The organism is Mesorhizobium sp. WSM4814 (genome assembly GCF_055811595.1).
Genome location: NZ_JBVVQT010000001.1, coordinates 392,725 through 419,355, shown reverse-complemented (window position 1 = coordinate 419,355; position 26,631 = coordinate 392,725). Strand labels below are relative to the sequence as shown.

At 62.0% G+C, this 26,631-nt stretch carries 25 protein-coding genes; 15 read left to right on the top strand and 10 right to left on the bottom strand.

Annotated elements, in window-relative coordinates; translation table 11 throughout:
* The first annotated feature begins 85 nt into the window (after window positions 1–85).
* The 5 genes from AC0L2V_RS01925 to AC0L2V_RS01905 all read left to right on the top strand — a co-directional run bounded on the left by AC0L2V_RS01925 (window position 86) and on the right by AC0L2V_RS01905 (window position 5,301).
* The gene (locus AC0L2V_RS01925) at window positions 86–994 is read left to right on the top strand and encodes an extensin-like domain-containing protein (protein WP_473508380.1); all 909 of its coding nucleotides are present in this window, start codon (window positions 86–88) and stop codon (window positions 992–994) included.
* 192 nt (window positions 995–1,186) lie between these two features.
* Window positions 1,187–2,002: an extensin-like domain-containing protein gene (locus AC0L2V_RS01920; protein ID WP_473519264.1), complete on the top strand. Its 816-nt coding sequence runs from the start codon at window positions 1,187–1,189 to the stop codon at window positions 2,000–2,002.
* A gap of 89 nt (window positions 2,003–2,091) precedes the next feature.
* Window positions 2,092–2,799: an LssY C-terminal domain-containing protein gene (locus tag AC0L2V_RS01915; RefSeq protein WP_473508364.1), complete on the top strand. Its 708-nt coding sequence runs from the start codon at window positions 2,092–2,094 to the stop codon at window positions 2,797–2,799.
* Window positions 2,800–2,955: 156 nt separating this feature from the next.
* Entirely contained in the window at window positions 2,956–4,266 is a 1,311-nt protein-coding gene (locus AC0L2V_RS01910; RefSeq protein ID WP_473519263.1) for a hemolysin family protein, read from the top strand.
* A 99-nt stretch (window positions 4,267–4,365) separates the two neighbouring features.
* Window positions 4,366–5,301: a methyltransferase gene (locus AC0L2V_RS01905; protein ID WP_473519262.1), complete on the top strand. Its 936-nt coding sequence runs from the start codon at window positions 4,366–4,368 to the stop codon at window positions 5,299–5,301.
* Here AC0L2V_RS01905 and AC0L2V_RS01900 read toward each other — a convergent pair.
* The 3 genes from AC0L2V_RS01900 to AC0L2V_RS01890 all read right to left on the bottom strand — a co-directional run bounded on the left by AC0L2V_RS01900 (window position 5,291) and on the right by AC0L2V_RS01890 (window position 8,097).
* Window positions 5,291–6,181, bottom strand: a complete 891-nt coding sequence (locus AC0L2V_RS01900; protein WP_473519261.1) for an alpha/beta fold hydrolase — start codon at window positions 6,179–6,181, stop codon at window positions 5,291–5,293. The two genes, AC0L2V_RS01905 and AC0L2V_RS01900, sit on opposite strands and share 11 nt — an antisense overlap.
* On the bottom strand, window positions 6,178–7,086 hold the full coding sequence (locus AC0L2V_RS01895) for an alpha/beta fold hydrolase (RefSeq protein WP_473517875.1): 909 nt from the start codon (window positions 7,084–7,086) through the stop codon (window positions 6,178–6,180). Before AC0L2V_RS01895 ends, AC0L2V_RS01900 begins: the two co-directional genes overlap by 4 nt.
* A 138-nt stretch (window positions 7,087–7,224) precedes the next feature.
* On the bottom strand, window positions 7,225–8,097 hold the full coding sequence (locus AC0L2V_RS01890) for an NmrA family NAD(P)-binding protein (RefSeq protein WP_473508359.1): 873 nt from the start codon (window positions 8,095–8,097) through the stop codon (window positions 7,225–7,227).
* Window positions 8,098–8,181: 84 nt separating this feature from the next.
* Between AC0L2V_RS01890 and AC0L2V_RS01885 the strand changes: the two genes are divergently transcribed.
* Entirely contained in the window at window positions 8,182–9,114 is a 933-nt protein-coding gene (locus tag AC0L2V_RS01885; RefSeq protein ID WP_473519401.1) for a LysR family transcriptional regulator, read from the top strand.
* Between the two features lie 117 nt (window positions 9,115–9,231).
* Here AC0L2V_RS01885 and AC0L2V_RS01880 read toward each other — a convergent pair whose 3' ends face one another.
* From AC0L2V_RS01880 to AC0L2V_RS01865, 4 genes are all read right to left on the bottom strand, one after another.
* Window positions 9,232–9,609, bottom strand: coding sequence for a VOC family protein (locus AC0L2V_RS01880; RefSeq protein WP_473508358.1), 378 nt, complete (start codon window positions 9,607–9,609; stop codon window positions 9,232–9,234).
* Window positions 9,610–9,868: 259 nt separating this feature from the next.
* Window positions 9,869–10,747: an AraC family transcriptional regulator gene (locus tag AC0L2V_RS01875; RefSeq protein ID WP_473508379.1), complete on the bottom strand. Its 879-nt coding sequence runs from the start codon at window positions 10,745–10,747 to the stop codon at window positions 9,869–9,871.
* A gap of 126 nt (window positions 10,748–10,873) precedes the next feature.
* The gene (locus AC0L2V_RS01870; protein ID WP_473519260.1) at window positions 10,874–11,689 is read right to left on the bottom strand and encodes an oxidoreductase; all 816 of its coding nucleotides are present in this window, start codon (window positions 11,687–11,689) and stop codon (window positions 10,874–10,876) included.
* 253 nt (window positions 11,690–11,942) lie between these two features.
* Window positions 11,943–12,359 carry a RidA family protein gene (locus tag AC0L2V_RS01865; protein WP_091595288.1) on the bottom strand — a complete coding sequence of 139 codons (417 nt, stop codon included), beginning with the start codon at window positions 12,357–12,359 and terminating at the stop codon, window positions 11,943–11,945.
* A gap of 133 nt (window positions 12,360–12,492) precedes the next feature.
* On the opposite strand from AC0L2V_RS01865, the gene AC0L2V_RS01860 reads away from it, so the two are divergent.
* From AC0L2V_RS01860 to AC0L2V_RS01840, 5 genes are all read left to right on the top strand, one after another.
* Window positions 12,493–13,395 (top strand): LysR family transcriptional regulator, encoded by a 903-nt coding sequence (locus AC0L2V_RS01860; protein ID WP_473519400.1) that lies wholly within the window; start codon window positions 12,493–12,495, stop codon window positions 13,393–13,395.
* A gap of 561 nt (window positions 13,396–13,956) precedes the next feature.
* Window positions 13,957–14,949, top strand: coding sequence for a cupin domain-containing protein (locus tag AC0L2V_RS01855; RefSeq protein WP_473519259.1), 993 nt, complete (start codon window positions 13,957–13,959; stop codon window positions 14,947–14,949).
* 287 nt (window positions 14,950–15,236) lie between these two features.
* A complete protein-coding gene (locus AC0L2V_RS01850; RefSeq protein ID WP_023799825.1) occupies window positions 15,237–15,602 on the top strand; it encodes a putative quinol monooxygenase in 366 nt (121 codons plus the stop codon).
* The gene (locus AC0L2V_RS01845) at window positions 15,599–16,354 is read left to right on the top strand and encodes an SDR family oxidoreductase (RefSeq protein ID WP_473519258.1); all 756 of its coding nucleotides are present in this window, start codon (window positions 15,599–15,601) and stop codon (window positions 16,352–16,354) included. Before AC0L2V_RS01850 ends, AC0L2V_RS01845 begins: the two co-directional genes overlap by 4 nt.
* 109 nt (window positions 16,355–16,463) lie before the next feature.
* The gene (locus tag AC0L2V_RS01840) at window positions 16,464–17,120 is read left to right on the top strand and encodes a DUF1579 family protein (protein ID WP_473519257.1); all 657 of its coding nucleotides are present in this window, start codon (window positions 16,464–16,466) and stop codon (window positions 17,118–17,120) included.
* A 195-nt stretch (window positions 17,121–17,315) separates the two neighbouring features.
* Here the strand turns inward: AC0L2V_RS01840 and AC0L2V_RS01835 are convergent, their stop codons facing one another.
* A complete protein-coding gene (locus tag AC0L2V_RS01835; protein WP_473508352.1) occupies window positions 17,316–17,828 on the bottom strand; it encodes an OmpA family protein in 513 nt (170 codons plus the stop codon).
* Window positions 17,829–17,838: 10 nt separating this feature from the next.
* On the bottom strand, window positions 17,839–18,498 hold the full coding sequence (locus tag AC0L2V_RS01830; protein ID WP_029349151.1) for a L,D-transpeptidase: 660 nt from the start codon (window positions 18,496–18,498) through the stop codon (window positions 17,839–17,841).
* A 249-nt stretch (window positions 18,499–18,747) separates the two neighbouring features.
* Between AC0L2V_RS01830 and AC0L2V_RS01825 the strand changes: the two genes are divergently transcribed.
* Entirely contained in the window at window positions 18,748–19,080 is a 333-nt protein-coding gene (locus AC0L2V_RS01825; protein WP_473508351.1) for a helix-turn-helix domain-containing protein, read from the top strand.
* 128 nt (window positions 19,081–19,208) lie between these two features.
* Entirely contained in the window at window positions 19,209–19,850 is a 642-nt protein-coding gene (locus AC0L2V_RS01820) for a hypothetical protein (protein ID WP_128247243.1), read from the top strand.
* A gap of 495 nt (window positions 19,851–20,345) precedes the next feature.
* Here the strand turns inward: AC0L2V_RS01820 and AC0L2V_RS01815 are convergent, their stop codons facing one another.
* The gene (locus AC0L2V_RS01815; protein ID WP_473508377.1) at window positions 20,346–21,581 is read right to left on the bottom strand and encodes a class I SAM-dependent methyltransferase; all 1,236 of its coding nucleotides are present in this window, start codon (window positions 21,579–21,581) and stop codon (window positions 20,346–20,348) included.
* An 882-nt stretch (window positions 21,582–22,463) separates the two neighbouring features.
* Between AC0L2V_RS01815 and AC0L2V_RS01810 the strand changes: the two genes are divergently transcribed.
* Both AC0L2V_RS01810 and AC0L2V_RS01805 read left to right on the top strand, forming a co-directional pair.
* Window positions 22,464–24,188, top strand: coding sequence for a hypothetical protein (locus tag AC0L2V_RS01810; RefSeq protein WP_473519256.1), 1,725 nt, complete (start codon window positions 22,464–22,466; stop codon window positions 24,186–24,188).
* 527 nt (window positions 24,189–24,715) lie between these two features.
* The gene (locus tag AC0L2V_RS01805) at window positions 24,716–26,581 is read left to right on the top strand and encodes a TPR end-of-group domain-containing protein (RefSeq protein ID WP_473508349.1); all 1,866 of its coding nucleotides are present in this window, start codon (window positions 24,716–24,718) and stop codon (window positions 26,579–26,581) included.
* Window positions 26,582–26,631 lie beyond the last annotated feature (50 nt).

The window sequence follows — 26,631 nt, the reverse complement described above, 5'->3', positions numbered from 1 at the left end:
TTAAGGGCGAATGGCGGTGGTGACCTCTCCTACATCGATCAGAATGGCCGGATTGATCAGATTGGCGCTGCCTTTGGCAGCGGCGATGCTGTCCGCAGGAGCGGCCCTGGCCCAAGCTCCGGAACTGCCCGATAAGGTGCCCGTCCCGGAGCTCAATCAGTCGCAATCAGCGCAAGAAGCCGCGCCTGCCGACGTGCCGATCCCCGAGCCGCGCCCTGGGGATGCGCCAAAGCCTGATCAACCCGCGACCGACAAAATGGACCAGCAGAAGTCGGACCAGCATCAGCAAGCCCGGCCGCAGCCGCCGGCAGTCGCTCCGACGCCGACCGAAAAGCCCGCCGCGGCAGAACCACCGGCCGCCGCGCCAAAACCACCGGAGATGCCGGCGCAGGCGCCGGAGAAAAAAATCCCTCCCGACCCGCGCTCGGCCGCTGTGCCGCAGGAGAAAATGCCGGACGAGGAACTGGCCTGCCGCCGGCGGCTGAAGTCGATGGGCGTCGACTTCGAGGAACGCAAAGCCGAGCACGATGCGGCGGTCGGCTGCTCTGTCCCCTATCCGATCGCACTGAAGACGCTGGGCAAGTCATTGGATATCAACCCCGAATCCGAGTTGAACTGCCAGATGGCCGAGGCCGCCGCGCGCTTCGCCGCCGATATCGTCCAGCCGGCGGCCAAGGCCGAGCTCGGCGCCGAACTCAAGTCGGTCGGCCAGGCATCCGCCTTCGTCTGCCGCCACCGCAATGGCGGCGGGAAATTGTCGGAGCACGCCTTCGGCAACGCGCTCGACATCGCCAGCTTCACGCTTTCGGACGGCAGGAGGATCGACATCCGCCCGGCGCCGCCGGAAAAGGACGCGAAATTCCTGAACGCAATACGCAAGGCAGCCTGCGGACCGTTCAAGACCGTGCTTGGCCCGGGCAGCGATGCCGATCATTCGCTGCATCTCCATCTCGATCTTGCACCGCGCCGCAACGGCGGCACCTTCTGCCAGTGATATGGTTGCGGACCGACGCGCCGCAATTTGGCCGCAGCCGTAAACGCAGCCGCTGATTTTTCCTTTACTGTTGGCGGGTAAGCTCCGTTTCATATGATCATGACCCCGAAAAGTGGGATCCGGTTTTCGGAGAAAGATCATGATCAAACGATGACATGGAGCCTGATCGGCTCGGGGACCGGGAACCTGCCAATGGCCGGGATATTTCGCGCCGCGTCTGTCGCCGTCCGGCAAGTGAGACGCGCGCGCATGATTGCCGGCGGGCTTGCCATCGCAGCGATCTCGGCCTGCACCACCGGCAGCGTGCTTTCGCTGGAACCGGCCGTCGATGTCGGCAGCCAGACATCAGCTGTCCCGGAATACCCTGGCCAGAAATACGCTGGAATGCAGCGCCTCGTCCCGTCCAACCCTTACATGACCGCCGCCTATCCGCGCATGGACGAGCCGATGGCGCCGACCGAACAGATGCCCGCCAGCGAGGTCGAGTGCCGCAGGGATTTGAAGCGCCTGGGCGTCGTCTACACCGACCTTGCGCCGATCCGCGAAGGCCAGTGCGGCATCGACTATCCGGTCAAGATTTCGGCCATCGGCCGCATCGGGATGAAGCCGGCTGCGACGCTGACCTGCGACATGGCCGCCACCTTCGCCGGCTGGGCCAGGAATGAACTGGTCCCGTCCGCCCGCTGGCGCTATTTCTCCGGCGTCAGGACCATTCGCCAGGGCTCGAGCTATTCCTGCCGCAGGATCGCCGGCGAAGGCACGCTGTCGGAGCACGGCAAGGGCAACGCGCTCGACGTCATGAGCATCGAGCTTAGCAATGGCAAGGAGATCGACGTGCGCAAGCCCGGCCTGTTCGCCTTCCGCACCCGCGGCTTCCTCAACACTGTGCGCGCCGACGGCTGCCAGTATTTCACCACCGTGCTCGGTCCCGGCTACAATTACGACCACCGCAACCATTTCCATTTCGACATCAAGAACCGCAAGAACGGCTACCGCGCCTGCCGCTGAGCCCGAGCGCGTGCCCACTGCCCAAGGTGTGCGCCGCCGCGTAGAATGACGTCACATAAGGTGATGTCATATCACCACGGTGGTGTCGCATGAGCCGACGAAGCTTTCGACGACGCGCAACGATCTGGCTGGTGGCGTTCTGTGCCGGCTATCTCGTGCTCGCCTATTTCGCCGCGCCGGAATTCTGGACCCTGCGCGACCGCAACTTCCGCACGCAGCGCTTCGAAATGGTGACGCACACGCCGCAAGGCATTGCGGGCGATCCGATCAATGTCGGCCTCGTCGGCACCAGGAAAGAGCTGGTCCACGCCTTCGCCGTCGCCGGATGGGACACCGCCGACGCCCTCACGCTGGAGACGGCGATCGAGATCGGCGAAAGCGTGCTGTTCGATCGGCCCTATCCAGACGCGCCGGTCAGCCGGCTGCTGTTCGAAGGCCGTGCACAGGATCTGGCCTTCGAGAAGCCGGTCGGCGACAGTGCCGACCGGCGTCATCACGTCCGCTTCTGGCAGACCGATGCGACCGGAGACGATGGCCGGCCGCTCTGGCTGGGTGCGGCAAGTTTTGATCGCGGCGTCGGCCTCAGCCACGACACCGGCCAGATCACCCACCATATCGGTCCCGACCTCGACGCCGAGCGCGATTTCCTGGTCCGCGACCTGTCTGCCGCAGGCATGCTGATCTCGACCAGCGAGATCTCAGGCATCGGTGCGACAAGGACCGGTCGCAATGGCGGCGGCGATCCCTATTTCACCGACGGCAAGGCGGTAGTGGGCGTGCTGCGGCAGCTGCCCTAGGCGCAAGACCAACGGCCGGCCGCCGGCTCATCGACGCCCTGATCGAGCATTTTTCGTAGCCGCCATGGGATGCCGCATGAGATGGTTGCGCCCGCCGGTATGAAAAATGACGGCCGTCTATTTTCGAAAGCCGCGCCGCAATGCTATTGACCTCGCATGCTCTATGCTGAAATCGCCATCGTGGTCGTCCTCATCTGCGTGAACGGCCTTTTGGCAATGTCCGAGCTTGCCATCGTCTCGTCACGGCCGGCCCGCCTCAAGGCAATGATCGACCGCGGCGTCAAGGGCGCCGGACGCGCCTTGGCGCTCGGCGCCAATCCAGGCAAATTCCTGTCGTCGGTGCAGATCGGCATCACCCTGGTCGGTGTCTTGTCCGGCGCCTTTTCCGGCGCCACGCTTGGCGAGCGGCTGTCCGTATTCCTGGCATCGACCGGCATCCGCGAAAACCTTGCCGACCCGATCGGCGTCGGCATCGTCGTCGCCCTCATCACCTATTTCTCGCTGATCATCGGCGAACTGGTGCCCAAGCAGATCGCGCTGCGCGATCCCGAACGCGTCGCCGCCAGGGTTGCTCCGGCGATGACCATCCTCGCCACCGTCTCGGCGCCGCTGGTTTTTCTGCTCGACATTTCCGGCCGCGCCATGCTGTGGCTGCTTGGCCAGCGCGGTGAAAGCGAGGAGAAGGTCACCGACGAGGAGATCAAGATGCTGGTCGCCGAGGCCGAGCATCACGGCACCATCGAATCCGACGAGCGGCGCATGATCGCCGGCGTCATGCGGCTCGGCGACCGCGCCGTCCGCGCGGTGATGACGCCGCGCACCGAGGTCGACTGGATCAACCTGCAGTCCGATGACGCGGCAATCCGGAAGCTCCTGATGGAGACCCAGCATTCGCGCCTGCCGGCCGGCGATGGCAGCGTCGACGCCATGATCGGCGTCGTCCAGACCCGCGACGTGCTGGCCGCGATGCTCGGCGGTCGCGCGCTCGACCCGCGCCGGCATGTGCGCACCGCTCCCATCGTCCATGACCAGGCCGACGCGCTGGATGTCCTTTCGACACTCAAGGAATCCAACGTGCCGATGGCGCTGGTCCATGACGAATACGGCCATTTCGAAGGCATCGTCACCCCGGCCGACATACTGGAAGCCATCACCGGCGTCTTCCGGGCGGACCTCGACGCCGGCGACGAAGAAAACGCCGTCAAACGTGACGACGGCTCATGGTTGCTCGCCGGCTACATGCAGGCCGACGAGATGGCCGACGTTCTCGGCATCGACCTGCCCGAGAACCGCGACTACGAGACTGTCGCCGGTTACGTGCTGGCGCATCTGCACCATCTGCCGACGACCGGCGAATGCGTCGATGCGCAGGGCTGGCGCTTCGAGGTCGTCGACCTCGACGGCCGCCGCATCGACAAGCTCATCGCCACCCGCCTGCCCGGCGGCCATCGCGAAATCGTGCGGTAGCGGTCAACGCGATGGGTAGGCAAAGTCGGTCCTGGATCGCGGGAGGGCATGGTGGATTCTGATCGGATCGACAAGCTGATCGCAGCGGTGCCGCCCGCCTTGGCGCTTCGCGCCGGGCTGGACCTTGGCATCTTCACCCGGCTCGGTGGCAGCGCGATGACTGCCTATAGCCTTGGGGTCGCGCTCAAAATCGAGCCCGATCGTCTGTCGCGGCTCCTCTACGCGCTTGCCAGCATCGGTCTCCTCGAAGTCAAGCATGGTCAATTTCGCAACGGAGCCGAAGCGGCGGCCTTCCTCGACGCGTCCAAGCCGGCCTATCGCGGCGGCGATCATGCGCTCCTGCGCGAGCTCTGGGGAGCCGACCTTCTGACCGCAGAGTCGCTGCGACAGAACCGGCCGGCTGCGCTGCACGACTTTTCCGAAGCCGGCCCCGAGGCCGCGGCGGCCTTCAGCCGCATGCTCGCACCGGGCGGGGTAATTTTCGGCCGCCATCTGGCCCAGGAGATGGACCTCTCGGCGATCGGCTCGGTCATCGACATCGGCGGCGGCCCCGGGACCATTCTCGTCGGACTTCGCGAGCGGCGTCCGCAGATTGCGGCGACGCTGATGGAACTCCCAACGGTCGCAGCGGTCGCGAAAGATATCCTGTCAGAATACGGTGCCGCCGACGTGATTGTCGAAGAGGGGGATATAACCGTCGCGCCATCGATCGGTCGGCACGATCTGGCGATCCTGAAGGCCGTCGTCCAGGTCCTTCCGCCGGACCAGGCGCGCAGTTCGATCCTGAACGCGGCGCGTTGCCTCACACCCGGAGGCGAGATCGCAATTGCGGGGTGGGGTGTCGTCGATGACGACCGCCTCGGCCCGCCTGAGGGTGTGTTTCTGAATCTCACCTTCTTGAACCTCTATCGCCACGGCGAATCGTACACTGAAGGTCAGTATCGCGCGTGGATGACCGAGGCTGGATTCCGGGATATCTCCAGGTCGCGCCTGCCGGACGGCTCCACCTTGTTTCGTGCGCGCCTCACGGTCTGATCGTGGCTGAATGGCCAATCGCAATCTGCGTTCGCTCAATAAAGTCGGTCATCAACGCGGCTGCCGCCTCGGCGTGGGTTTCGAGCAGGAAGTGGCCGCCGTCGAAGATGTGCGCTTCCATACGTGGAAGGTCTTGCATCCACGACAGTGTTTCGGCGATGTCGAAGAACGGGTCGTGGCGGCCCCACAGCATGAGCGCCGGCGGCTGCCGCGTTTCGATATAGTCGGCGATGAGACTGAAGCGCGCGGCATGGTTGGCGTAGTCGGCGAGGAGCGCGCGTTGTGTTTCCATGCCGCCAGGCTGATTCATCACCCTCCAGTCCTCGATCCAGGGTTCGCCTTTGATCCGGGCAGCGACATCCTCCGGCAAGCCGCCCAAATACTGCTCGCGGGTGCCTTCCAAGGTCAAAAACGCGGTAGCCTCCCTTTCGTTCTCTTCCGTCGGGTTTGACCAGAATTCGAACGTGCCTTGCCATTGCGGTCCGAACCCTGTGCGGTGTGCGTTGGCGCTCTGAATGATGAGGCCGCAGACGAGGTCGGGGGATTGCATAGCGACCCGGAGACCAACAGGCGCGCCCCAATCGTGCAGGTAGATGAAGCGCCGATCGATCGCGAGATGAGTTAGGAGCTCTTGGATTGCGCCGCTGAACGCTTCGAACGAGGGCGCGGGCAACGGCGCCGATTGGCCGTAGCCAGGCAAGTCGGGGGCGATGACGAAGGCGACGCGCGCAAGGCCGGGAATGATGCCCTGGAAGGTGCGCGACGAGCTCGGGAAGCCGTGCAGGAGCAGCAGCGCGGGATTGGACGCATCACCCGCGGTGATGAAGGAAAACTCGGTCCCGCCGGACAGGCGCAGCCGCTGTTGCGTGGGGGATGTCATGCCTGCACTCCTCGCACTGCTCCGGGATGGGCTCGATCAGGGTGCATCTCCTGTATTCGCTCGATGAACTCGACCATCAGGGAGAGTGCTGGTTCGGCGTGCGTCTCGAGCAGGAAATGCCCGCCGTCGAAAACATGCGCTTCCATACGCGGCAGATCCTGCATCCAGGACAGCGTTTCGGCGATATCGAAATAGGGGTCGTGACGGCCCCACAGCATGAGCGCCGGCGGTTGCCATCTCTTGAGATAGGCGGCGATCGTATCGAAACGCGCGGCATGGCTTTTGTAGTCGCCGATGAGCGCGCGGTGGGTCTCCATGCGGCCGGGAAGGTTCATCACCCTCCAGTCCTCGACCCAGGGGTCGCCCCTGATCGTGGCGGCGACATCCTCTGGCAGGCCGCCCAAATATTGCTCGCGTGTGAATTCGAAGGTCAGGTCGGGAGTCGCGGCCGCTTCGTTCTCCTTTGTCGGTTCTGACCAGAATTTCAACACGGCGTCCCAGACGGGACCGAAGCCGGTTCGATGCGCGTTTGCGTTCTGTATGATGAGACCCGAAACCAGCTCGGGCGCTTGCATGGCGATCTGCAGACCCACGGCGGCGCCCCAGTCATGAATATGGATGAAGCGGCGCCCGATCGCGAGGTGGGTCAGCAATTCGGAAATCGCCTCGCTGATCGCGGCGAAGGATGGTGTCGGCGGGACGTCGGACCGGCCATGGCCCGGGAGGTCGGGCGCGATCACATAGGCTGCGCCCGCCAGTCCGGGAATCACATCGCGGAATGCATTTGCGGAGCTGGGAAACCCATGCAGGAGGAGCAAAGCCGGGTTGGATGGATCGCCCGCAGTGACGTAGGCAAGCTCGGTTCCATCGGAGAGACGCATTTGGCGTGGGGCAGGCAGTCTCATGTCAGGATTCCCTTTTTGCCGTCCGGAATGGGGTTAAGTTCAAACCAGCGGCGCGGTTCCGGATGCCGGCCGAAAACGTTCCCCAAGGAGTGGCTGGAAGCCCGTGATCCGTTTCGGCCGTCGCTACTCGGCCGAGGATCAGCGGCCGGCTGGCGTTGCGACAACGCGCTCTATCGCCGTCGCCAGGAAGGTCGTGCCACGCCGGTGCTCGCTGCTGTCCTGGCGCGTCAACAGGCCGTTGGCGATTCCCTCATACATACCGAGCAGCGCATCTGCCACCTCGCCCGGCACGCCTTCCTCGGCAAGCAGCGCGGCACGCTCCTCCGGCGCAACAAGCACAGCCGTTACCGGCCGGCCGAGAACGTCCGCGAAGGCCGATGCCACGTCGCCGGCGCTCCAGTCTTCCGGTCCGCCCAGTTCCACGACCCGCTTGCCGGTCCATTCCTCGCACAGCACGGTCGCTGCCGCGCGCCCGACATCGATCGTGCTCACCATCGGGATTTTCTGGGAAGGCTCGATAAAGGTCGGCAGTATGCTTTGCGACAGGACCGATTGCGCCACCTCGCTCCAGGTTTCGACAAAATACCCCGACCGCAGGAAGGCGGTGGCCGGCGCCACGCCGTCGAGCAGCGCCTCGAAGCGGTTGAGGGTGGCGATGACGCCGGTGCCGGAGGCATGCTGCGCGCCGATGGACGACAGGACGACGGCCTTTGGCAGACCTGCACGCCGTGCCGCATCGGCAAGCGCGGCGCCGATTTCTTCCGTGCGCTGATAGGGATCACCGCTCACCGGCGGCGGGTTGAGCAGGAACGCGGCCCGCGCGCCGGTCAGCGCATCGGCCATGGCGCCTGCATCCTCCATTGTTGCGACGGCCACCTCGGCGCCGAGGGCCGTCCATTTTTCGCCTTGTTCCTTGCGACGCAGGACGACGCGCACGGCTTCGCCGCCTGCGATCAGGGCGCGCGCGACCTCGCCGCCGGCCCGCCCGTTTGCTCCAAGCACGACATACATCACTTCTTCTCCTCATCTCACTTGACGGGGAGAACGATAGGCGCAGGCTTTCCATGCGTCCAATGCATGATGTATATAGTTACCATGCACGAAGTGGATTTACGCCGGATCGACCTGAACCTGCTTGTGGCGCTCGAAGCGCTGCTGGACGAGAAGAACGTCACCCGTGCCGCAAGCCGGCTCGGCATGAGCCAGCCCGCCGCGAGCCGAGCGCTCGGCCGATTGCGCGCGCTGTTTTCGGACGCGTTGCTGGTCGATGGACCGGGCGGCTATGTCCTCAGCGCCCGTGCGGAAGAGGTGCGCCCGGTGCTGCGCGGCATCTTGGCGGGCGTGCGAGAGATGGTCGAGGCCAACGCGTTCGATCCCGACACGGCAACCGGCCGCATCCGGCTGCTGATGCCCGATCTCCAGGCCGCCGTGCTGGCGCCGCATCTGCTCGCCCGCCTTGGGCGCGAGGCGCCGTCCCTCGATCTCGATATCGTCGCGCCGGGCACGGACTCGGTCGAAGCGCTGCAGCAGGGTAGCGCCGATGCGATGGTGGCGCTGGTCGACGAAGCCCCGGCCGGCATCCGCCGGCGCGGTCTCTATGACGAGAAGCTCGTGACGCTGATGCGGGCGGAGCACCCGGCGCTCGCCCGAAAGCTGACGCTCGAGCGTTTCCTGGCGCTTGAGCATATCGTGGTGAGCGTCACCGGCGTCGGGCCTGCGCCTGTCGACGAGGTGCTTGCCCGCATCGGGCGAACGCGGCGGGTGAAGCTGCGCGTGCCGAACTTCTTCGCGGCGGTCGAGATCGCCGCTCGCTCCGACCTGATCATGACCCTGCCTTCGAGCCTGGCGCGAGCGGCCGCCAACATGAAGCGCTTCGTGTCGTTGCCGCCGCCCCTCGATCTTGGCAGCTTCACGATGAGCCTCGTCTGGCACGCGCGCCAGCAGGACGCGCCCAGGCACATATGGTTGAGACGTGCCATTGTCACGGCGGCGGCGGATATGTCATCGGCGATCGACGTTGGAAACTGAGGCCGCAAAGCGGCTCCCTGGAGCACAACGCCTCGAGCCGACCCGCGTTCAGGAAAGATGCTCTAGAACGGTCTCAACCGAAGCCCAGGTTCGGCGCTTGCGTTTCCGCCTGCGCCTTCAATCACGGTCGGCCCCCTCCGCCTGCCAGAGTTGGATCGGGTTGCCCTCTGGATCGGCAAGCCGGGCGAACCAGCCATTAGGGTAATGTTCGGTGTCGACCTCGACCGCAATTCCGGCTGCCGTGAGCTGTGCGACCATGGCCTGGAGGTCGCGCACCCGGAAATTGATCATCCACTGCTGATCGACCCGACCGAAGTAGTCACTAGTCGCGGCAAAGGGAGCAAAGACGGTGGCGCCCTGCTGTTGCTCCCACGAGCGGTCATCATAGCTTTCTGGCGGCAGCGCAACGCCGAGATGGCCGGCATACCATCGAGCGAGCGCATCGGGCTCCTTCGCTCGGAAGAAGAAGCCACCGATGCCGAGCACCTTTTCCATTTTATCTCCTTACTGACGCGATCGCGGTGATGACCACCCCAATCCATACGCGTAGTGCCAGGCGCTACATGGCTTCTTGGTTAAAAACCTGACAATGCCGCTGCACTGTGCAACAGCTCGTGTTTGTTGGCGAACTGTTCTGGAGGTCGCGGTGCGGACCAGGCAGACATTAGCTCGGCGCGGAATTTAGCTGTCTCCAGTGGTGATTTGACCCACGTTCGACTGTAGCGGAGATGACGGCCATCGGAGGGCCAGCAAATCACACCAATGGCAGGAAGATGTCGGTGATGGCCTCGTGCTCGGCAACCATCGGAACAATACTCACCCGCTGACAGTAGAGGGGAAAATCCCGAAGTGCCTCACCGCTTGCCGGCAACCAGTCGCGATACAGGAATTCGATCGCCGGCTCGACATTTTCTGCCCCGATTGCGCGAAGCACGGCACATCGTCCGGCCGGAAGAACACCGGCTTCCACGCCCTGCACGTTCAGCTCGATTTTCCGATCGGTCGCTGCACAGATGTCGAGGCGGAATTCGTCCGGCGGCGTCATGTCGGAATCCGAATGAAACACATTGTAGGTCGCACTGGACGCGGCGCTCAAACCGACAGACCTTCGCCAGGCGATGAATTTCTGGATAGTCTCGCCGACCAGGGCCGGATTGCCTCGGTGCTGCAGGACGGCGACGGGTGTTTTCGGCACGTCGATGATGTTGACATCAGCCAAACAATACGCCGTGTTCATGAGCTTGCTGCTCGCGTTGGTCAATGGCCACAGGCTGGCAAACCACACCTCCCAGTCGGGCGTGTCCCGAAATGCGGAAGGCAATTGCCCAAAGCTTTTCCGAAACACGCGGGCGAAGGCGTCGGGCGCATCGTAACCGACGTCCAGCGCGGTTTCGGTCACGCTCGCCTCGTCCTTGAAGGCAAGCACCTGTCCCGCCCGTTTCATGCGAACGAGTTGAACATAGCGACGCACTGATATGCCGAAATATCCCCTGAATTGGCGGTGGAAATGGTACTTGGACAAGGCCGCAACGGCACTAAGCGTGTCCAGGCCAAGATCATCCTCCAGATGCCGGTCGATGTAGTTCAACACCCGTTTCATACGCGTGTGGTAGGGATCTTGCCGCATCGTCATCTTGCTCTCCTGTGGTGAGAGCAATCTGCCAGCTTGCGAGACAGCGCGCTCGACTGTTCTTGCTGAACACAGGCGCTGTTTCACATCGATGCGGAGCCGTTGGCGGTGGAGCACTGCTAACCGGGTTCAGACCGGCAGGCGGAACTGTTTGCGCAAGCTCTTGTCGAACATCTCTGCGGGGGCAAAGCGGCGCAGAATGCTGACCTGGCGCGCGGCCTTGCCGGCGGTATAGCGACGCCGCGGGCGGGCATCGGTCGCCGCCTTGACCAACACAGCCGCCACCGCTTCCGGCGGATCGGCTTTGGGCATCACATCGCCCAGCAGCGCCTTGAGCCCGGCGCGCGCCCGATCATATTCCTGCAACACCGAATCCGGCTCGATCCCATTCTGGTCGAAGACGGTACGCACGAATGCCGGCTCGATGACCGAGACGCGAATACCAAAAGCACGAACCTCGTGATCGAGCGATTCCGAATAGCCCTCAAGCGCGTGCTTGACCGCAGAGTAATGGGCTGAGTATGGTGCCGGCACCAATCCCAGAATCGAGCCGATATTGATGATGTGCCCTGCGCCGCGCTGCCGCATCGACGGCAACACAGCATTGGTCATGCGGATGACGCCGAACAGATTGACGTCGAACAGGGCCTGCACCTGTGCGACCGAGGATTCCTCGGCACCGCCAAGCAGACCGACGCCGGCATTGTTGACCAGGAGGTCGATCCGCCCGGTCTGCGCCAGCACGGTCGAAACGAGGGCGCCGACAGAAGCGTCATCGGTCACGTCGCAAACCAGCATGGTCACTCCCTCCGGGCCGTTGCCGACAGGGCGGCGACTTGTCCCGAAGACGGTGAATCCTGCCCGCGCAAGCGCCTCGGCGCTGGCGTGGCCAATGCCCGAGGACGCTCCAGTCACCACAGCGGTTTTTTCGGAATTCGCATTCATTTCGTACTCCAAATCGTGAGGGCCAGACTTCTCTCGCCGGTTGAATTACGATCATTATAACATATTACGATCATAATGCAATATCAGAAGAGAAAGGCAGTCACGTGCTACGAAAAAGGCTGAAAGAACGCGTCACGCGGCCGGATCATGGGAGTTGCTGACCCATCCTGCGTCAGGACGAAATGGCGTCCTGACGTGTAGGGAGCGGGCTGTCTGCCAGGGGCAGCTTTGCCGTAGATTGCAGGGCGAGCGATCAGCCCGCCGGCTGGCCGCTGGGCGTCGAAGGGATGCGGGCGATGACCTTGATCTCGAAATCGAAGCCGGCAAGCCAATTGACGCCCACTGCCGTCCAGTTCGGATAGGGAGGTCCGCCGATCTCCTCCGCCCGGACCGCCAACACCGTTTCGATCTGTTGGTCCGGGTTGGTGTGGAAGGTGGTGACGTCGACAACGTCGTCGAAGCTGCACCCGGCGGCGGCCAAGACCGCGCGCAGATTGGCGAAAGCCCGCCGAACCTGATCCTCGAATGCGGGCTCAGGCGAGCCGTCCTCACGGCTGCCGACCTGACCCGATACGAAGAGAAGGTCGCCGGAGCGAATGGCCGCGGAATATCGATGGATATCGTATAAGGCGTGGCGTTTGGCCGGATAGATGGCGTCACGTGCAGGCATTTCATGTTCCTTCTGTCTTGATAACGGGAGCGGACCGCCCGGAGCCGCCGAGTTGATGCAAGCAGGAGATAGGGCAATTGCATTACGCGCATTAGCGTTGAAATCGGCATGAGGTGATGCAAAATTGCCATCAATGTCCCGCCCGTCCCTCAACGATCTCACCGCCTTCGTGGCCGTTGCCACGCACCGCAGCTTCCGCCGCGCAGCCGACGAGATCGGCACGGCGCCATCCACATTGAGCCACGCCATGCGTGCGCTCGAGGAGCGCATGGGCCTGCGCCTTCTCAACCGCACCACACGCAGCGTCTCGCCGACGGAAGCCGGTTTCCAGTTGCTCGATCGCCTTCAGCCGGCGCTCGCCTCGCTGGACGAGGCGCTCGACAGCGTCGCCGGGTTCAGGGGCAATGTCGCGGGCACCGTCCGCATCAACGCACCGCGACTGGTGGCCGGGCTTCTCGTTCGCGGGGTTCTTCCGCGGATGGCGGAGCGCCATCCGGACGTGATCGTGGACATCGTCGTCGAGGGGCGGCTCATCGACATCGTGTCCAGCGGCTTCGATGCCGGCGTGCGCCTCCTCGGATCGGTCCCCAAGGACATGATCGCCGTGCCGCTTGCACGCGCGTTGAGGTTCATCTGTGTCGCGTCGCCCGCCTACCTCGATCGCTTCGGCGACCCGAAAACCCCCGAGGAATTGCAACGCCATCATTCCATCGGCCACCGCATGCCCAGCGGCAAGCTTTACCGATGGGAGTTCGAACGCGCCGGCCAGGAACTCTCGATCGAGGCAAACGGCCCCGTCGTCCTCGACGACGAGGAACTGATGGTCGAAGCCGCAATTGAGGATCTGGGCGTCGCCTACGTGGCCGATTGGGCCGCCGAAGCGGCCTTGTCCGGCGGCCGGCTGCGCAAGGTCCTGACCGCGTGGATGCCCGCTGCGGAAGAAGTTGCGGTTTACTACCCCGGACATCGAGCCGTACCGCCCGCACTGCGGGCGTTTCTCGATGTCGTCAAAGACCTGCGGAAGAAAGAACCTTAGCGACGAGCAGCCGCGCCATGACCGGTCGTTGGGCCGGGGGAGTGCTCAGTTCGTTGCTATTGCGCCAACGCATCAGTGTTCTGCCTCAGTGCGGACGAATCCTGCATTGGGCCGATGACCAGTTCGATCGGTCAGGCTGAAGCAGGCGATGACGCAAGTGAGGCCGAGGGCGGACCGGCAGCTTGTAGTTTGATATGCAGGTGAGCAGACATACAGCTCGGCGCAGGGATCCCCCATCTTTTGCTATCGGATAGCCGACATTCGCGGCAACCTGCGCTGATGTTCCGTTGCGGACTTCCCATATCGCACGAAAGAGCCGGACTTGATTGGAACTCTATCGTCGAGCAGATCAGCCACACGACGTAGTCTGCCAAACACCGACATTGCGCCGTCGCCTCGGTATGGGAACGCGCGAGCCGAGAAAATTCGGTAGTCGCGCAGCCGCCATCATGCAGACCTATAAGATTTAGGACCTAGAGGATCGATCAGTAGCATTTTCTGCCCACCAAGAGATAACGGGATGCATAAAGAGTATGCAAAGGTTCGAGGCAAGGAATGCATATGGACGATCCGCTTAGATCCATGAATCGGCCCGGTCTTGGACGTGCAACGATGGGCTACCAGCCGGCCGAGAATGATTTGTTGAGCGAGGTGCTGCGCGACCTGCGCCTTGCCCATGCGAGATATGGCCGCAGCGAGTTGACGGCGCCCTGGGGCATCGCCGTGCCGTTCAGGGAGGGCGTACGATTTCATGCGATGCTCGAGGGTCAGTGCTGGATACAAGCCAAGAGCTTGCCACCGCTGCTGCTGGAATGCGGCGATGTGCTTCTTCTTCCCCACGGAACAGAGCACACCATGTCCGACCGCCCCAAAGGGAGAGCCTTGCCACTGGACGATATCAAACCGGCGTTGATCGGGAATGGAACCTACGAATTGAAGTCCGGCGGCGGCGGTCCGCGATCGCTGATCGCATGCTGTACGATCGGCTTTGAGGGGCCGACGGCAAATCCGCTCCTGGAACTACTGCCTCGGGTGATGCATATCCGCTATGCAGAGCACAGCGATACTGACCTGCCAAACCTCCTTGCTATGATGGCGCGGGAGGCTGATGGGCAAAGAATCGGATCGGCAACGGCAATGGCGCGCCTTGCTGATATTGTCATGACGCAAGTAATCAGATCCTGGGTCGAGACGTGTTCCGACAATCTGACTGGTTGGCTGGCAGCCGTGCGGGATCCGCAAATCGGGTCTGCGCTTGCAAGAATCCATCGCTCCCCCGGCGAAGACTGGCCAGTCGATCGCCTGGCGGCATTGTCTGGGCTGTCGCGATCGAGGTTTTCGCAGCGATTCAAGCGTCTGTTGTCGGTATCTCCCGCCCGCTATCTCCTGCAATGGAGGCTTAGGCTGGCCGAATCCTGGTTGCGGAACGGATATATGTCGCTGTCACAGGTCGCGTCTGAGTTGGGATATGAGTCCGATGCATCCTTCAGCAGGGCATTCAAACGCTTCATAGGCGTCTCGCCAGGCGCGGTCCGAGATTCCGGGCGCGGGTGAGCATAGCAGAGACGGGATCGGTCCTGCATATCGCCTGATGCGATCCGCGGCTAATGTAATCAGTGCGACAAACGGTCAGACATTCAAGCGTTTCTGCCATAGCGGCGCCGCGCCAGGATCTGCAAATTCTCAAATGCCGTAACCACTTCGACCGATTCGCGAGCCAAAGCAGCGACTGCATCGCGGTGGATTATCGAAGGAGCAATAGCCGGCATTTCGCATGCGCCATGAACGCAAGACGTGTGAATGCAGAATACCTCCTAGGCCGCTACCAGAAGGAGACTCATATGGCGTTGGTGTTGCCTGATCTTCCCCCACCAGCCACTGGCGAACACACGCCCTATTGCATTATCGCCAAGCATCGCGCCGCTCCTGGTCAAGGCGAAGCGCTCGTTACCCGGATGCTTGAGGATCTCGAAGCGACGAGATCAGAAACGGGCTGTCTACAATTCCACATCCATCGTGATCGATCCGACCCCGATCTCATCGTCATCTACGAAGTCTGGCGCAGTGTCGATGCAGTCAAGAGCCACTTCAGCGAAGCCTATGTCCAGAGGTTCGTCGTAGATGGTGGTGAGCTCGAACCGGGCGACATGGAGACGCAGTGGCTTGAGATGCTGAGCCCATATGCCAGCGGCAGAGATCCGCGATGACCGGTGACGAGCAGTCTCTTCTGAATCAGCGAGTCGTGATCGTTGGCGGGAAAAGCGGCATGGGCATGGGGGCGGCTCTTGCGGCCTCGCGCGCAGGCGCCGAAGTCATCGCGCTCGGGCGGCGGCCACCGGCGAAATTGGCTGCAGAACAAAGCGCCCACGGTTCAATCACCTTCCAGTCGCTGGACATGACCGACGATGCGGCGGTCGAGCAAGTATTCGAAACGCTGGGGGCGCTCGACCACCTTCTCATCACCGCAACTCCACCAAGTCCTGGAGGAACCTTCCTCTCCCAAACGCTGGCCGACGCGCAGCCCGTTCTGTATGGCAAGCTCCTAGGCAGTTGGTCTTGCGCGCGGCACGCGGCGCCCAAGATGCGGAAAGGCGGTTCGATCACATTCACTACTGGAGGCTTGGTGACCAAGCCTCGCATGGGCGCTTCGATGATGATGGTCGCGTTCGCTGGTCTGGAGGCGCTGACACGAGCCCTTGCGCTCGAACTCGGTCCGATCCGCGTCAACACAATCCGTCCAGGCGTCATAGACAGCGAAATGTGGGCCGGCATGCCGCAAACCAAGCGGGAGGCGTTTTTCGCGCTGGTGCGCGAGAGCTTCCCAGCAGGTCGCGTTGGAAAAGTCGACGATATCGGCAAGGCCGCACTTTTCCTGATGACTAATGATTTCGTGACCGGCGCTATTCTAGAAGTTTCAGGAGGTGAAACGCTGGTCAGCATCGAACGATCTAACAGATAGAGCCTCAAGGGTTAAGAGATCAGTATCGATCCGGTTCACGCGGAAAGTTCACAACGGTGACCCTCAACCAAGCGCGTTACAGCAATTTCCAATAAGCAATGGACCGCAGATGAAAAGAATCATTGAGACACTACACGTTGCCCTAATTGTCGTTGCGTTCGCCTTCCCGGTTCCTTCCGGCGCATTGGCTCAAGATGGCTCGGCCGCGGCCGCGCCCCCGACGCAGTCCGAGTTACCCAAATGGCTTAGTCGCGGATTGCCGGGTCAGGCGCATGAGGTTCTGGCGCCACTAGTTGGCACCTGGCGGGTCCAGTTGAGCTTCTACGGCACGCTCGGCCGCAGCCCCGATCAGCCGCCGCTCGTGACGGACGACCTCATTAGCCGTCGGCAGTGGTTGGCAGGCGGCCGTTACATCGAAGACACGATGGAGGGGACGCTGGATGGAGCGCCAATCTGGCGCAAGGGCTGGCTCGGCTACAGTATCATGGACGACCGATACGAGTGGATTACGATCGATCCTGTCAACACAACCATGATGTACTACGAAGGCACCCCTGGATCCGGAAATCAAAGGCCCATCAGCATGTCCGGGGCCTTCACCGACCAGGGTGTGGCTGGCGAAGACACGGTCGGCAAGTCGATCGGCATGCGCACAATAATCAAAATCGAGAACAACGATCGCCATGTCTTTGAGCTCTATTTCACGCGTCCCGGACAGCAAGAGACGTTGGCCACACGCGGCCTCTATACACGGCTGAAAGAGTGAGCGCGTCCGCTCGAGGACGGCCCGGCGTCTCATTAGCTCGCTCGGTACTTGGCAATGGCGCAACGGCGACCTCCAGCGCTGTCTACTTTCAGGAAGCCGCAAAGCTGATCTTTACGGCCGACATGAGACGCAAAAGCAGCCATGCCGCCGTCGCGTGTGAGACTCTGCTTCGGGTCACAAGCAGAACAGCAGCCCCTACGGCTCGTCCCTCTCATCGCGCAAATTAGACACAACGCGGCGGTTCTGCGACCTGCAGGCGGTGTCGGGGCAGTCGCGGACGAGCCTGTCCTTGCCGTAGCCCTTGGCCCACATGCGGCTGCGGCCTATGCCGCCGGCGGCGAGGTAGTCCATCACCGCATCGGCGCGCTGCTGCGACAGCGCCGTTTCACTTGCGCCGGGATCGTCGGCGAAACCCTGCAGCTTGAGCAGCCAGCGCGGATGCTTTGCTAACCAGGCGATCTGGGTGTCGAGGGTGGCCTTGGCGACAGAATCGAGCGCGGCCGAACCTTGCGTGAAATAGGTGCGGCGGCCGACATTGAGGATAAAATCCTCCTCGCTGCCCGGCTGCACGTTCTGGAAGCCGGCAACCTCGGTGTTGGTGATGTCGGGCGTGGAAGGGGCCAGCGTGTTGCTGGTCGAGCAGGATGCGGCCAGCAACAGCAGGCCGGCGGCGAGCAGCCGGCGCGTGTTCTCAATCATGCGGTTCATGAGGCGCCAATCATTCGACAGTGGTGGAAGCGGGCGCCTGGTCGGCGATGTGCGGCAGGACCTGCACCGCGGTGCCGATCGGGCAGCGCTGGTAGAGGTCGATGATATCTTCCGGGAACATGCGGATGCAGCCGCTGGAAGCGTCGGTGCCGATGCTCCATGGCTCCAGCGTGCCATGCAGGCGGTAGCCGGTGTCGGCGCCGTTGCGGTGCAGATAGAGCGCGCGCGGCCCGAGCGGATTGTTGGACGCGCCGCCTGCGACCATGTGCGGTAGGTCCGGCCTGCGCTTACGCATTTCGGGGGGCGGGACCCATTGCGGCCACAGCGCGCGGCGGTCGATCGTCGCGCGGCCGTACCATTTGAAGCCGTCCTTGCCGACGCCGACGCCATAGCGGATGGCGGTCTTGTTTTCCATGATGACGTAGAGGAAGTGGTGGCGAGTATCGACCACGACGGTGCCGACCGGCTCGCTGCTGAAATACTTGACGATCTGGCGATGCCATCTCTTGTTGATCTTGGCGAAGTTGGTCTTGCGATAGACAAAATTGTTGTCGCTGGCGGTACCGGCGAAAAAGGATTTTGCCGCCGCGGCTTGAGCAATATTGCTGGTTGCACCCACCGCGACCAGCGCCAGGCCGCCGAGCACGACACCCCTGCGTGATAAAACCATCGGCAATATTCCCCCCCAATGCCAAAATCTTGGCGGACCATAGTTGAGAATTACTTCGCCTCAAAGTGGAAAATGCTGCGTTGCTTCAGTCCGCCGTGTCCGGACATTCGGCAATTTGGCGGCGAGTGACCGAATTGTGACAATCTTGCCGAGGACGAACGTCTAACCTAAACCCCATCCAGGACCTTAACCAAATTGGCGCGACTGTTTGGGACCGAGCGTAGTTGCGACATTGCCCTATCCGGACGTGTGAGCAATGCCCACCAGCAGATTCAAAATCTTGCGGAAGCCGTGCGCCTCATAGATGCCGATCCAAACCAGGGCGTTGCTACTGCCGCGGCCGTGCTGGGGCTGTCCTATTCTTCGCTCTATCGACTGTTCCGGAACCTCGTGGGCCTTTCACCAAAACGATACGCGGGCGTCATGCCCTATTATCGACTAGTTGGGGCTCTGCTGGCCGACGCGCCCGCCGGCGGACTGGCGCAATTGGCCGCCAGCAAGGCTATTTCGATCAAGCCCATGCGAGCCGCGATTTCCGGCGTTATACAGGCATCGGGCAAGCCGAATTCCGGCGCCATTTAAACGGAATTGCCAAGTTGATGAACACTCTTTGAACATCTGCACAATCGCGTAGGCGCATGCAGCCTGTGTCGACGGCTCTGTCGCTCAGGATGCGCCAGCGGCGGCATGCTCACCACAGGAGATATAAAATGGCCGACATGACAACACCCCACACCGCGCTTCTCGCGGCCCTCACGACAGAGCATTTCGTGCAGCAATCGGCGATCAGCGCAACTATCAGCGAAATGGCGTCGCGAACGACCATCTACATCATGTCTCTATCGAGCGCTCTAGTGGCGACGGGCTTTGTCGCGCAGTCGCCTGAATTCCTTCAGCCGTTTCTCCTAGCCGTGCTGCCATCGCTCTTTTTGCTGGGTAGCTTCACCGTCCTAAGGCTGATCGATATAGCCGCCGAGAACATGCAGGCCCATATCGGCATCGCCCGGATCAGGGCCTACTACCGAACGCTGGGGGAGGATGCTGCTTTTCAGTTTTCCAAAGAGTTCGGCCGTTGGCCAGAAAACGACGCCGAACCGTCGCTGCGTGCCGGGCCGCTCCTGGCGCATCTGACCACAGCCGCGACGATGATCGCTTTCGTAAATGCCATTGTCGCGGCGGCGGGCGTGACCCTTCTAGCACTATATGTCGGATCAGCGTTGGCGCCTGCACTGTGCCTTGGTGCCGGCACAACAACCGGCTTGATGATACTATTCTATTGGTACCAACGCCTTCGCACGAAAGGCATGGTCCGTCTCGCCAAAGCTTATGGCCCTGAAAAGAGCGTTCTTTAAGCGGGAGGTCAATGTAGTCAGGGTGATACAGCGCATCCGGGCTTAGTCGCCTATCGCAGGCCACTTCAACTGGCCGGCAACACGATGACCGCTTTGAAAGCCGGGCCCATCTATTGGCGAAGCGATGTGTTTGGTAGAGCCGACGGATAGTCGCCGGCTTCACATCACGTCTTTTGGCACGAACGCCTAGCCCGAATTCATGTCGGGACGAACGCGTACCCGTAACTCCTAGCGCCACCTTTCGCTTGGCGAGCGCCCAGGCAGTGGTTTTCCAACAGCGCGACCGCGATGAAAAACGAGACTTGGCCGATGGCAACAGCGAGCGTGGCGAGCGCTTTGTCGTCGTAGAGGCTGGAAGCTCGGGCGTACAGCGCATCCGAAACGCGTTCCCTTAGAAATGACTCGCCACCAGCTGCAAGCCCCCCACGATGATGTCATCCGAGTCCTGCAGGGCGAGCTAACCAGCGGACCGGGCCCACGGTGTAGATAGCGAAACTACGCACTCGTCTGCATCGAGCTCAGTAGGCGTCGCTCTTCTTCGACAATATAATCGCGGATGATTGGGACATCGTCACGGCGAGCCGAGATCAGTATCTGGAAAACAAAATTTGAACCGTTTAGGAAGCCGAGTTCGGCCGACGCCAGATAGAAATCCCACATACGGCAGAAGCGTTCGCCCATCATGGCGACTGCCTCCTCGCGCCTGGCCTCATAACCGAGACGCCAATCGTGGATCGTCCAGTAATAGTGCAGCCGCAAATTTTCGCAGTCGGCGCACCAGATCCCCGTGCGCTCCAACGAGGCAAACACCTCTGACAAAGCCGGCACATACCCACCTGGAAAGATATACTTGCGGATGAACGGCGCCGTCGTACCAGGCGGTGACATGCGTCCGATCGCATGAACCAATGCGAAGCCGCCCTCCTTCAACAATCTACTGATGCTTGTGAAATAGCTGTCGAAATGAGTGACGCCTACGTGCTCCATCATTCCGATCGAGACAACACGGTCGAATTGTCCGCTGACCTCGCGATAGTCGACCTCGCGAAAATCGATCTGATGAGCGACCCCGGCCTCGATCGCTCGAAGCCGAGACGCCGCCAATTGCTCCGTCGAAACGTTGATCGCCGTGACCTTCACGTCGCAATACTTGGCGAGATAGATGGCGAGAGCGCCCCAGCCTGAGCCGATTTCCATCAGATGCATGCCCGGCTCTAGCTTGAGCTTCGCGGCAATGTGGCGATGCTTGTCCATCTGCGCTTGCAGCAGATTGTTGTCCGGTGCCGTATAATAGGCGCACGAATAGGTCATTGTCTCGTCGAGCCATAGCTCATAAAATTTCGTCGGGATGTCGTAGTGATGCTGAACGTTTTTTGCGGCGAGACCGAGCTTGTTGTTCTGCTGGCGTCGGCGCAACGCACGCCAGACTTTCCGCAATCCCTTCTGAACGGGGTGGGCTGCCAACCCAGTGCGGTTGACAGAAAAAAGTGACAAGAGGTCAAATGCTTTGCCACCGTTCTCGATCACCAAGCGGCCATCCATGTAGGCTTCGGCCGCCTTCAGTTCCGGATTGAAGAAGATCTCGCGTTCGACCGCTTTGTCGGTTAGGCGGATCGTCACGTCGGGCCCATCCTGTCCACTGCCGAAGGCTTGCCTGAAACCGTCCTCGAATATGACAGTCAGGCGCCCGTTTTTTACAAAACGGGAGAGCAGATTTGGCAGCAGACGCATTGTGGCTCGTTTCTCGTCACTTGCCCCGTAAGTATGACTGCCCGGTGTCGGTACATCAATACCGATCTGGGGCGGAGAGGGATCGGACTTCAGAAGTCTCCTCCCAATGCCGAAGTAGCGACCCATCCGGGGCCGCCTGCCCCGCGATCGGAAATGTCTGCCCTGGCGCAATAAGATGTCCAAGGTGGTCGCCGGCAGCGTCTGCTATCCGGCAATCGCAAAGATCGCTTCAAGGGCGGACATGCGGCGCAAAGCAGCCATGCCGCCGTCGCGTGTGAGACTCTGCTTCGGGTCGGAGAACGAACCCGCTAGGCGGGAGGCGCCTGCGGTTGAGGTAGAGATCAGGGACCGGTCGTCGCGCCCGCATTGAGCGTCATTCGGCGGCGGCAGAGCATGACGGGCTTCTTCAACAAGGAGCCTGACCATGACCCATCCCGCTCTCGATGCACATCCATCAGCCCTTTGCGCCAGCGGTTGATCGGCGACATGAACATGTGGCGTTTCTCACGGGAGACGCAGCGCAACTATCTCCGACCCATTCGGATTTGCGTAGCGGCGCGAGCCAGGCGGCGAAGGTGTCAGCCTAGTGCAAGACCGGCCAGGTCACGGAAGAAGGCCAGATCGCCTGATGATGCTTGGCAGGTTTTCCAACGCGGGCCGATGTCTGCGTTGCGCGCCCGCATCGAAAAACCTTCACCGAGTCGGTCATCTGATGGAGGCGCCAGAGCCTCCAAAGGCGGACGATTGACAGCTTTTTGAGGTGCGCGTAACGAGATTCGTCAACGGGCGGATTCCCAAAACGGCACCGACCCGAGAACAGTGGCTTTATCATTTTTTTGAGTCCTGCGCGGTAAGGTTCCGCGCATGTGGTTGAAGACTTACTTGATCATCACCGGCGTCGGCGCGTTCGTGGCGCTGACAATGCCATGGCTGGTCATCATCGGCAGTTTCCTGATTATCCCGGGGCTCATCCTCGCGTCGATGCCAACGGCCTTCATGTATGGCGTCGCCTTCGCGCTCTTCCGCTTGCTGCTCGGAAGTTTCGTTTCAGGCGTTCCTCTGAACGTCATATCGGGCGCCGCGACGCTGGCATTGTTCTGGACCATCCCCCAGCCAGGCCTCACCTGGGCGAGAGGCATGCTGGCCAGCCTGGAGGAGCCGGACATTCAGCCGAGCGCACCGATTGCGCTCAACGGCGACATTCTCCTCGCCCGCCCGTTCGAGGGCCGTTGCGACGCATTGTGCGCGGCCTTGCTCAAGACCCCGGGCGTCACTTCAGTCCGCGTCCAGACCCTTCGCGGTCATTCCAATACCTATCGCATCGTGCCGGACTCGACGCCCGGCAAACGAAGCACCGTCTTCGGGCATGGCCTGCTGGAAGAGCGGCGCTACGATGCCTCCGATCCGCTCGCCCCTCAGCGCGCGTTGGAAGCCGAATGGAACCTGATGATGTCAGAGGGCAAGGCGCTGCTGCAAAGCGACGACGCCCCCGAACCCGACCTCACTATCGCGATCGAGGACGGCCCCGCCGTGCCCGATGCCAAGCCCCGATCGGGACGGGTGGATTGGTCGCTCGAACCCTCCGCACCCCACCGCAAGGCGCTCACCATCACCGACGCCGGTGAACAGGTGCTGCTGCGGCAGTCGATCCTGTCGATCTTTGCCCCGGCGGCGCCGTTGCTGATCGGGGCTTCGGGCGGGATCGAGAACTTCCGGTTCGGCTGGGCGCGTCGGCGGCTCGGTGACGGAAGGATGTATGCCGAGGTTCCGGTCAACCGGCTGCTACTCGACCACACCAGCGTTTCGCGCGGCGTGGATATCGAAGCGGCGAAAACGAGAACGCGCGCGGAACTTGCCAGAGCGCTCGACGATCCGCTTAAGCCTGTGAGCGATCCCGCGTTCGCGCTCGCCAATCAGTGGATGGACTCGTTCCGCGCGGACGACCAGCCGCTCGGCGAGAGCGACCGGCGTCTGCTGGTTCGCATCTTGGAGGACCCGCGGGTGCGATCCTCAGACGGGCTGTGGGCGATCATCAAACAGGTCGATGGCGACTCCGCCGATCTGCGGCGGCTCGCCGCCAGCCGCTACCTCGCGGCCACCGACAAGAAGGAGGCGCGCCACTGGATCAATGCCCTGGCCGGCCTCCCTATAGGTGCATACGCCGATCCTCTGCCGGAAGAGCGCGCAATTCTCGCCGATCCGGCGGTCAGCCGCTTTGCCACCGGCCTGATCAAGCGCCAGGGCGAGCGCGGCGTCGATGCCGTGCCCGACCTGTTGCGGCTGCTGCGTGAGTACTCCGTCTACGATCCGGGCAAGTATGGCTTCAGCGAACTGACCGCGGCTACCGATGCCGTGCGAAGCGGCTTTCGCCGCATTGGCCCTGCGGCCTCTTTCGCGCGGCGTGAGATCGAGCAGTTCCTGGCTTCGCCGGGTCTGAAGTACCGCTACAAGACGCTCGGCCAGGAAGAATGGGACGCGCTGCTGGTCGTCCTCGGGAAGCCTGTCGAAACGCTTACCAAGCCGGAAAACCGAAGTGGTACCGACGCGAGGTACCGCGAGCGCGTCGCTCAACAGGCCGCCAGGCCTTACGATCCGCGCCGGGATTGATCGACGACACGGGACGAGAACCTCGCCAATTTATTGCATGCGGATTCCGCTATTTCGGCCTAATCGTTCAAGCGATTGATCGTGCTTCGAAACATCCTGCTTTTTGGAAGAGTGTGCCGCCGCTCAGAGGCAGAATCTCAGCGTAGAGTAACGTCAATGGTTTGATTCAGCCCTTGTCCGCGATGGCGGGATCGTTGGTTCCTGGCGCAACCATGATCTCCTGCGTGTTCGTTGGCTATGTCTGCTTTCAGGAAACGGCAAAACTGATCTCAACGACCTGAATGAGGCGCAGGGCCGACCGACACAAGGTTTGGGGCCACCCCGATTGCGGCTGTCGGCCCGCTGGTCACCGCCAGCCCCGCGCTTTCCCCATAGCATCCACCCTTACCCCGCGGCTTCCTGCTTGGGAGGTTTTCCAACGCGGGCTGATGTCGATCCCAGCCCGCACCCTCGCGTTGCGGCCCACATCGAAAAACCTTCACCGGTATGCCGTTAAATCGTGTAGTATCGACGTTTTCGGAGACGGCATGTCCGAGGAGCGGGTTGAGCGCCGTCTGGCGGCGATCCTGGCTGCCGACGTGGTAGGCTACAGTCGCCTGATGGAAGCAAATGAAGAGCGAACGCTCGGCGCGCTTCGCCAGCATCGCCGCGAGTTCTTCGATCCCACTGTAGCCAAGCATGGCGGGCGCATCTTCAAGGTGATGGGCGACGGCTTGCTTGTCGAATTCGGCAGCGTTCTCAACGCCGCCCGTTGTGCCGTAGAAATCCAGCGCGGGATGGTAGAGCGCAACGCCGGGATCCCGGAAGACCGCCATTTCAAGTTTCGGATGGGCATCAATCTCGGCGATCTTATCCTCGACGGCGACGATTTTTACGGCGACGGCGTGAACATGGCAGTCCGGTTGCAAGGTCTCGCCGTACCCGGCGGCATTGCCTGTTCGGAGGCGGTGCGCCACGAGGTTGGCAACAAACTCGGCGTGGACTTCGCCGATCAGGGTGCCAGGACGGTGAAGAACATGTCCCATCCGGTGCATGTCTATTTCGCCAATTGGGGGAATGTCGCCTCGCGCAACGAAATGCGGACCGGCGAGATTGGGACGCGCCCCGACAAGCCTTCGGTGGCCGTCCTGCCCTTCGCCAATATGAGCAACGATCCCGACCAGGAGTTCTTCAGCGACGGCATCACCGAGGACATCATCACGGACCTGTCCAACGTTTCGGGCCTCTTCGTGCTCAGCCGCAACACCGTCTTCGCCTGCAAGCGCCGCGCCCTGAACCTGGAACACATCGCCAGTGAACTCGGTGTCGCCTATGTGGTCGAGGGAAGCGTCCGCAAAGCCGGGAACCGCGTCAGGATCAATGCCGAACTGACCGAAGGGGCGAGCGACGGCCACGTCTGGGCCGCCCGCTATGACCGCGACCTCACCGATATCTTCGCCGTGCAGGACGGGATCACCAAGGCAATCGTCGAGCAGCTCAAGGTCAAACTCCTTCCCGAGGAGAAGAAGGCGATCGAGCAAGCGCCGACCGAGAATGTCGAAGCCTATACGCATTATCTGAGAGGCCGCGAGTATTACCACATCGCGTCGAAGGCAAACCACCTGATGGCCAGGCAAAGTTTCGCCAGGGCTATCGAACTCGACCCGAGCTATGCTCGAGCCTATGCCGGCATCGCGGTCTGCAACACGCGGCTCCGCTCGCAATTTGGCTTCGACATTCAGGTCGAGGATATTCTGGCAACCACTGCAAAGGCGTTGGCTATCGACCCCAATCTGCCAGAAGCGTATGCGGCCATGGGGCACGCCCTTTCGGGCGCTGGTCGCCGCGCCGAGGCAGTTGCCGCCTTCGAGCGGGCTTTGGCCATCGATCCTAACTGCCATGAGGCCAATCGGTACTATGCCGAGTTCTGCGTGACCCAGGGTCAGTTCGAAATGGCAGCGACGTATTTCCTGAGGGCAATGGAGATCAAGCCGGCGGACTATGGTGCGCCGGTTATGCTCGTGAACGTCTTCCGCTCGCTCGGGCAGAACGATCAAGCCGAAAACTATGCGCGGATCGCGATAGGGAAGGCCGAGGAGGAGTTAAGGCTCCACCCGGAGAATGCCAATGTCGGATGCCTTGGCGCGATCATGCTCGCCTTCCTCGGTGAGCACGATCGAGCATTGGCCTGGCTCGAGCGCTCCCTTGCGACCGAATCCGGCGACATCAACATCCAGTACAATGCCGCCTGCACCTATGCGCTGCTGGGCGAGAGCGACCGGTCGATCGACCTGCTGGAGGCCTGGTTGCCTCAGGTCGGCACGGAAATGAAGCTGTGGTTCAAGAACGACTCCGATTTCGAGCCCATTCGCGGCCACCCGCGCTACCCCAGGCTGATAGAACTCACGGAATAGAGCGGGGCCGGCGCGCGTTCGCCGACCCGACAAACAAAAGGCTTACGTTG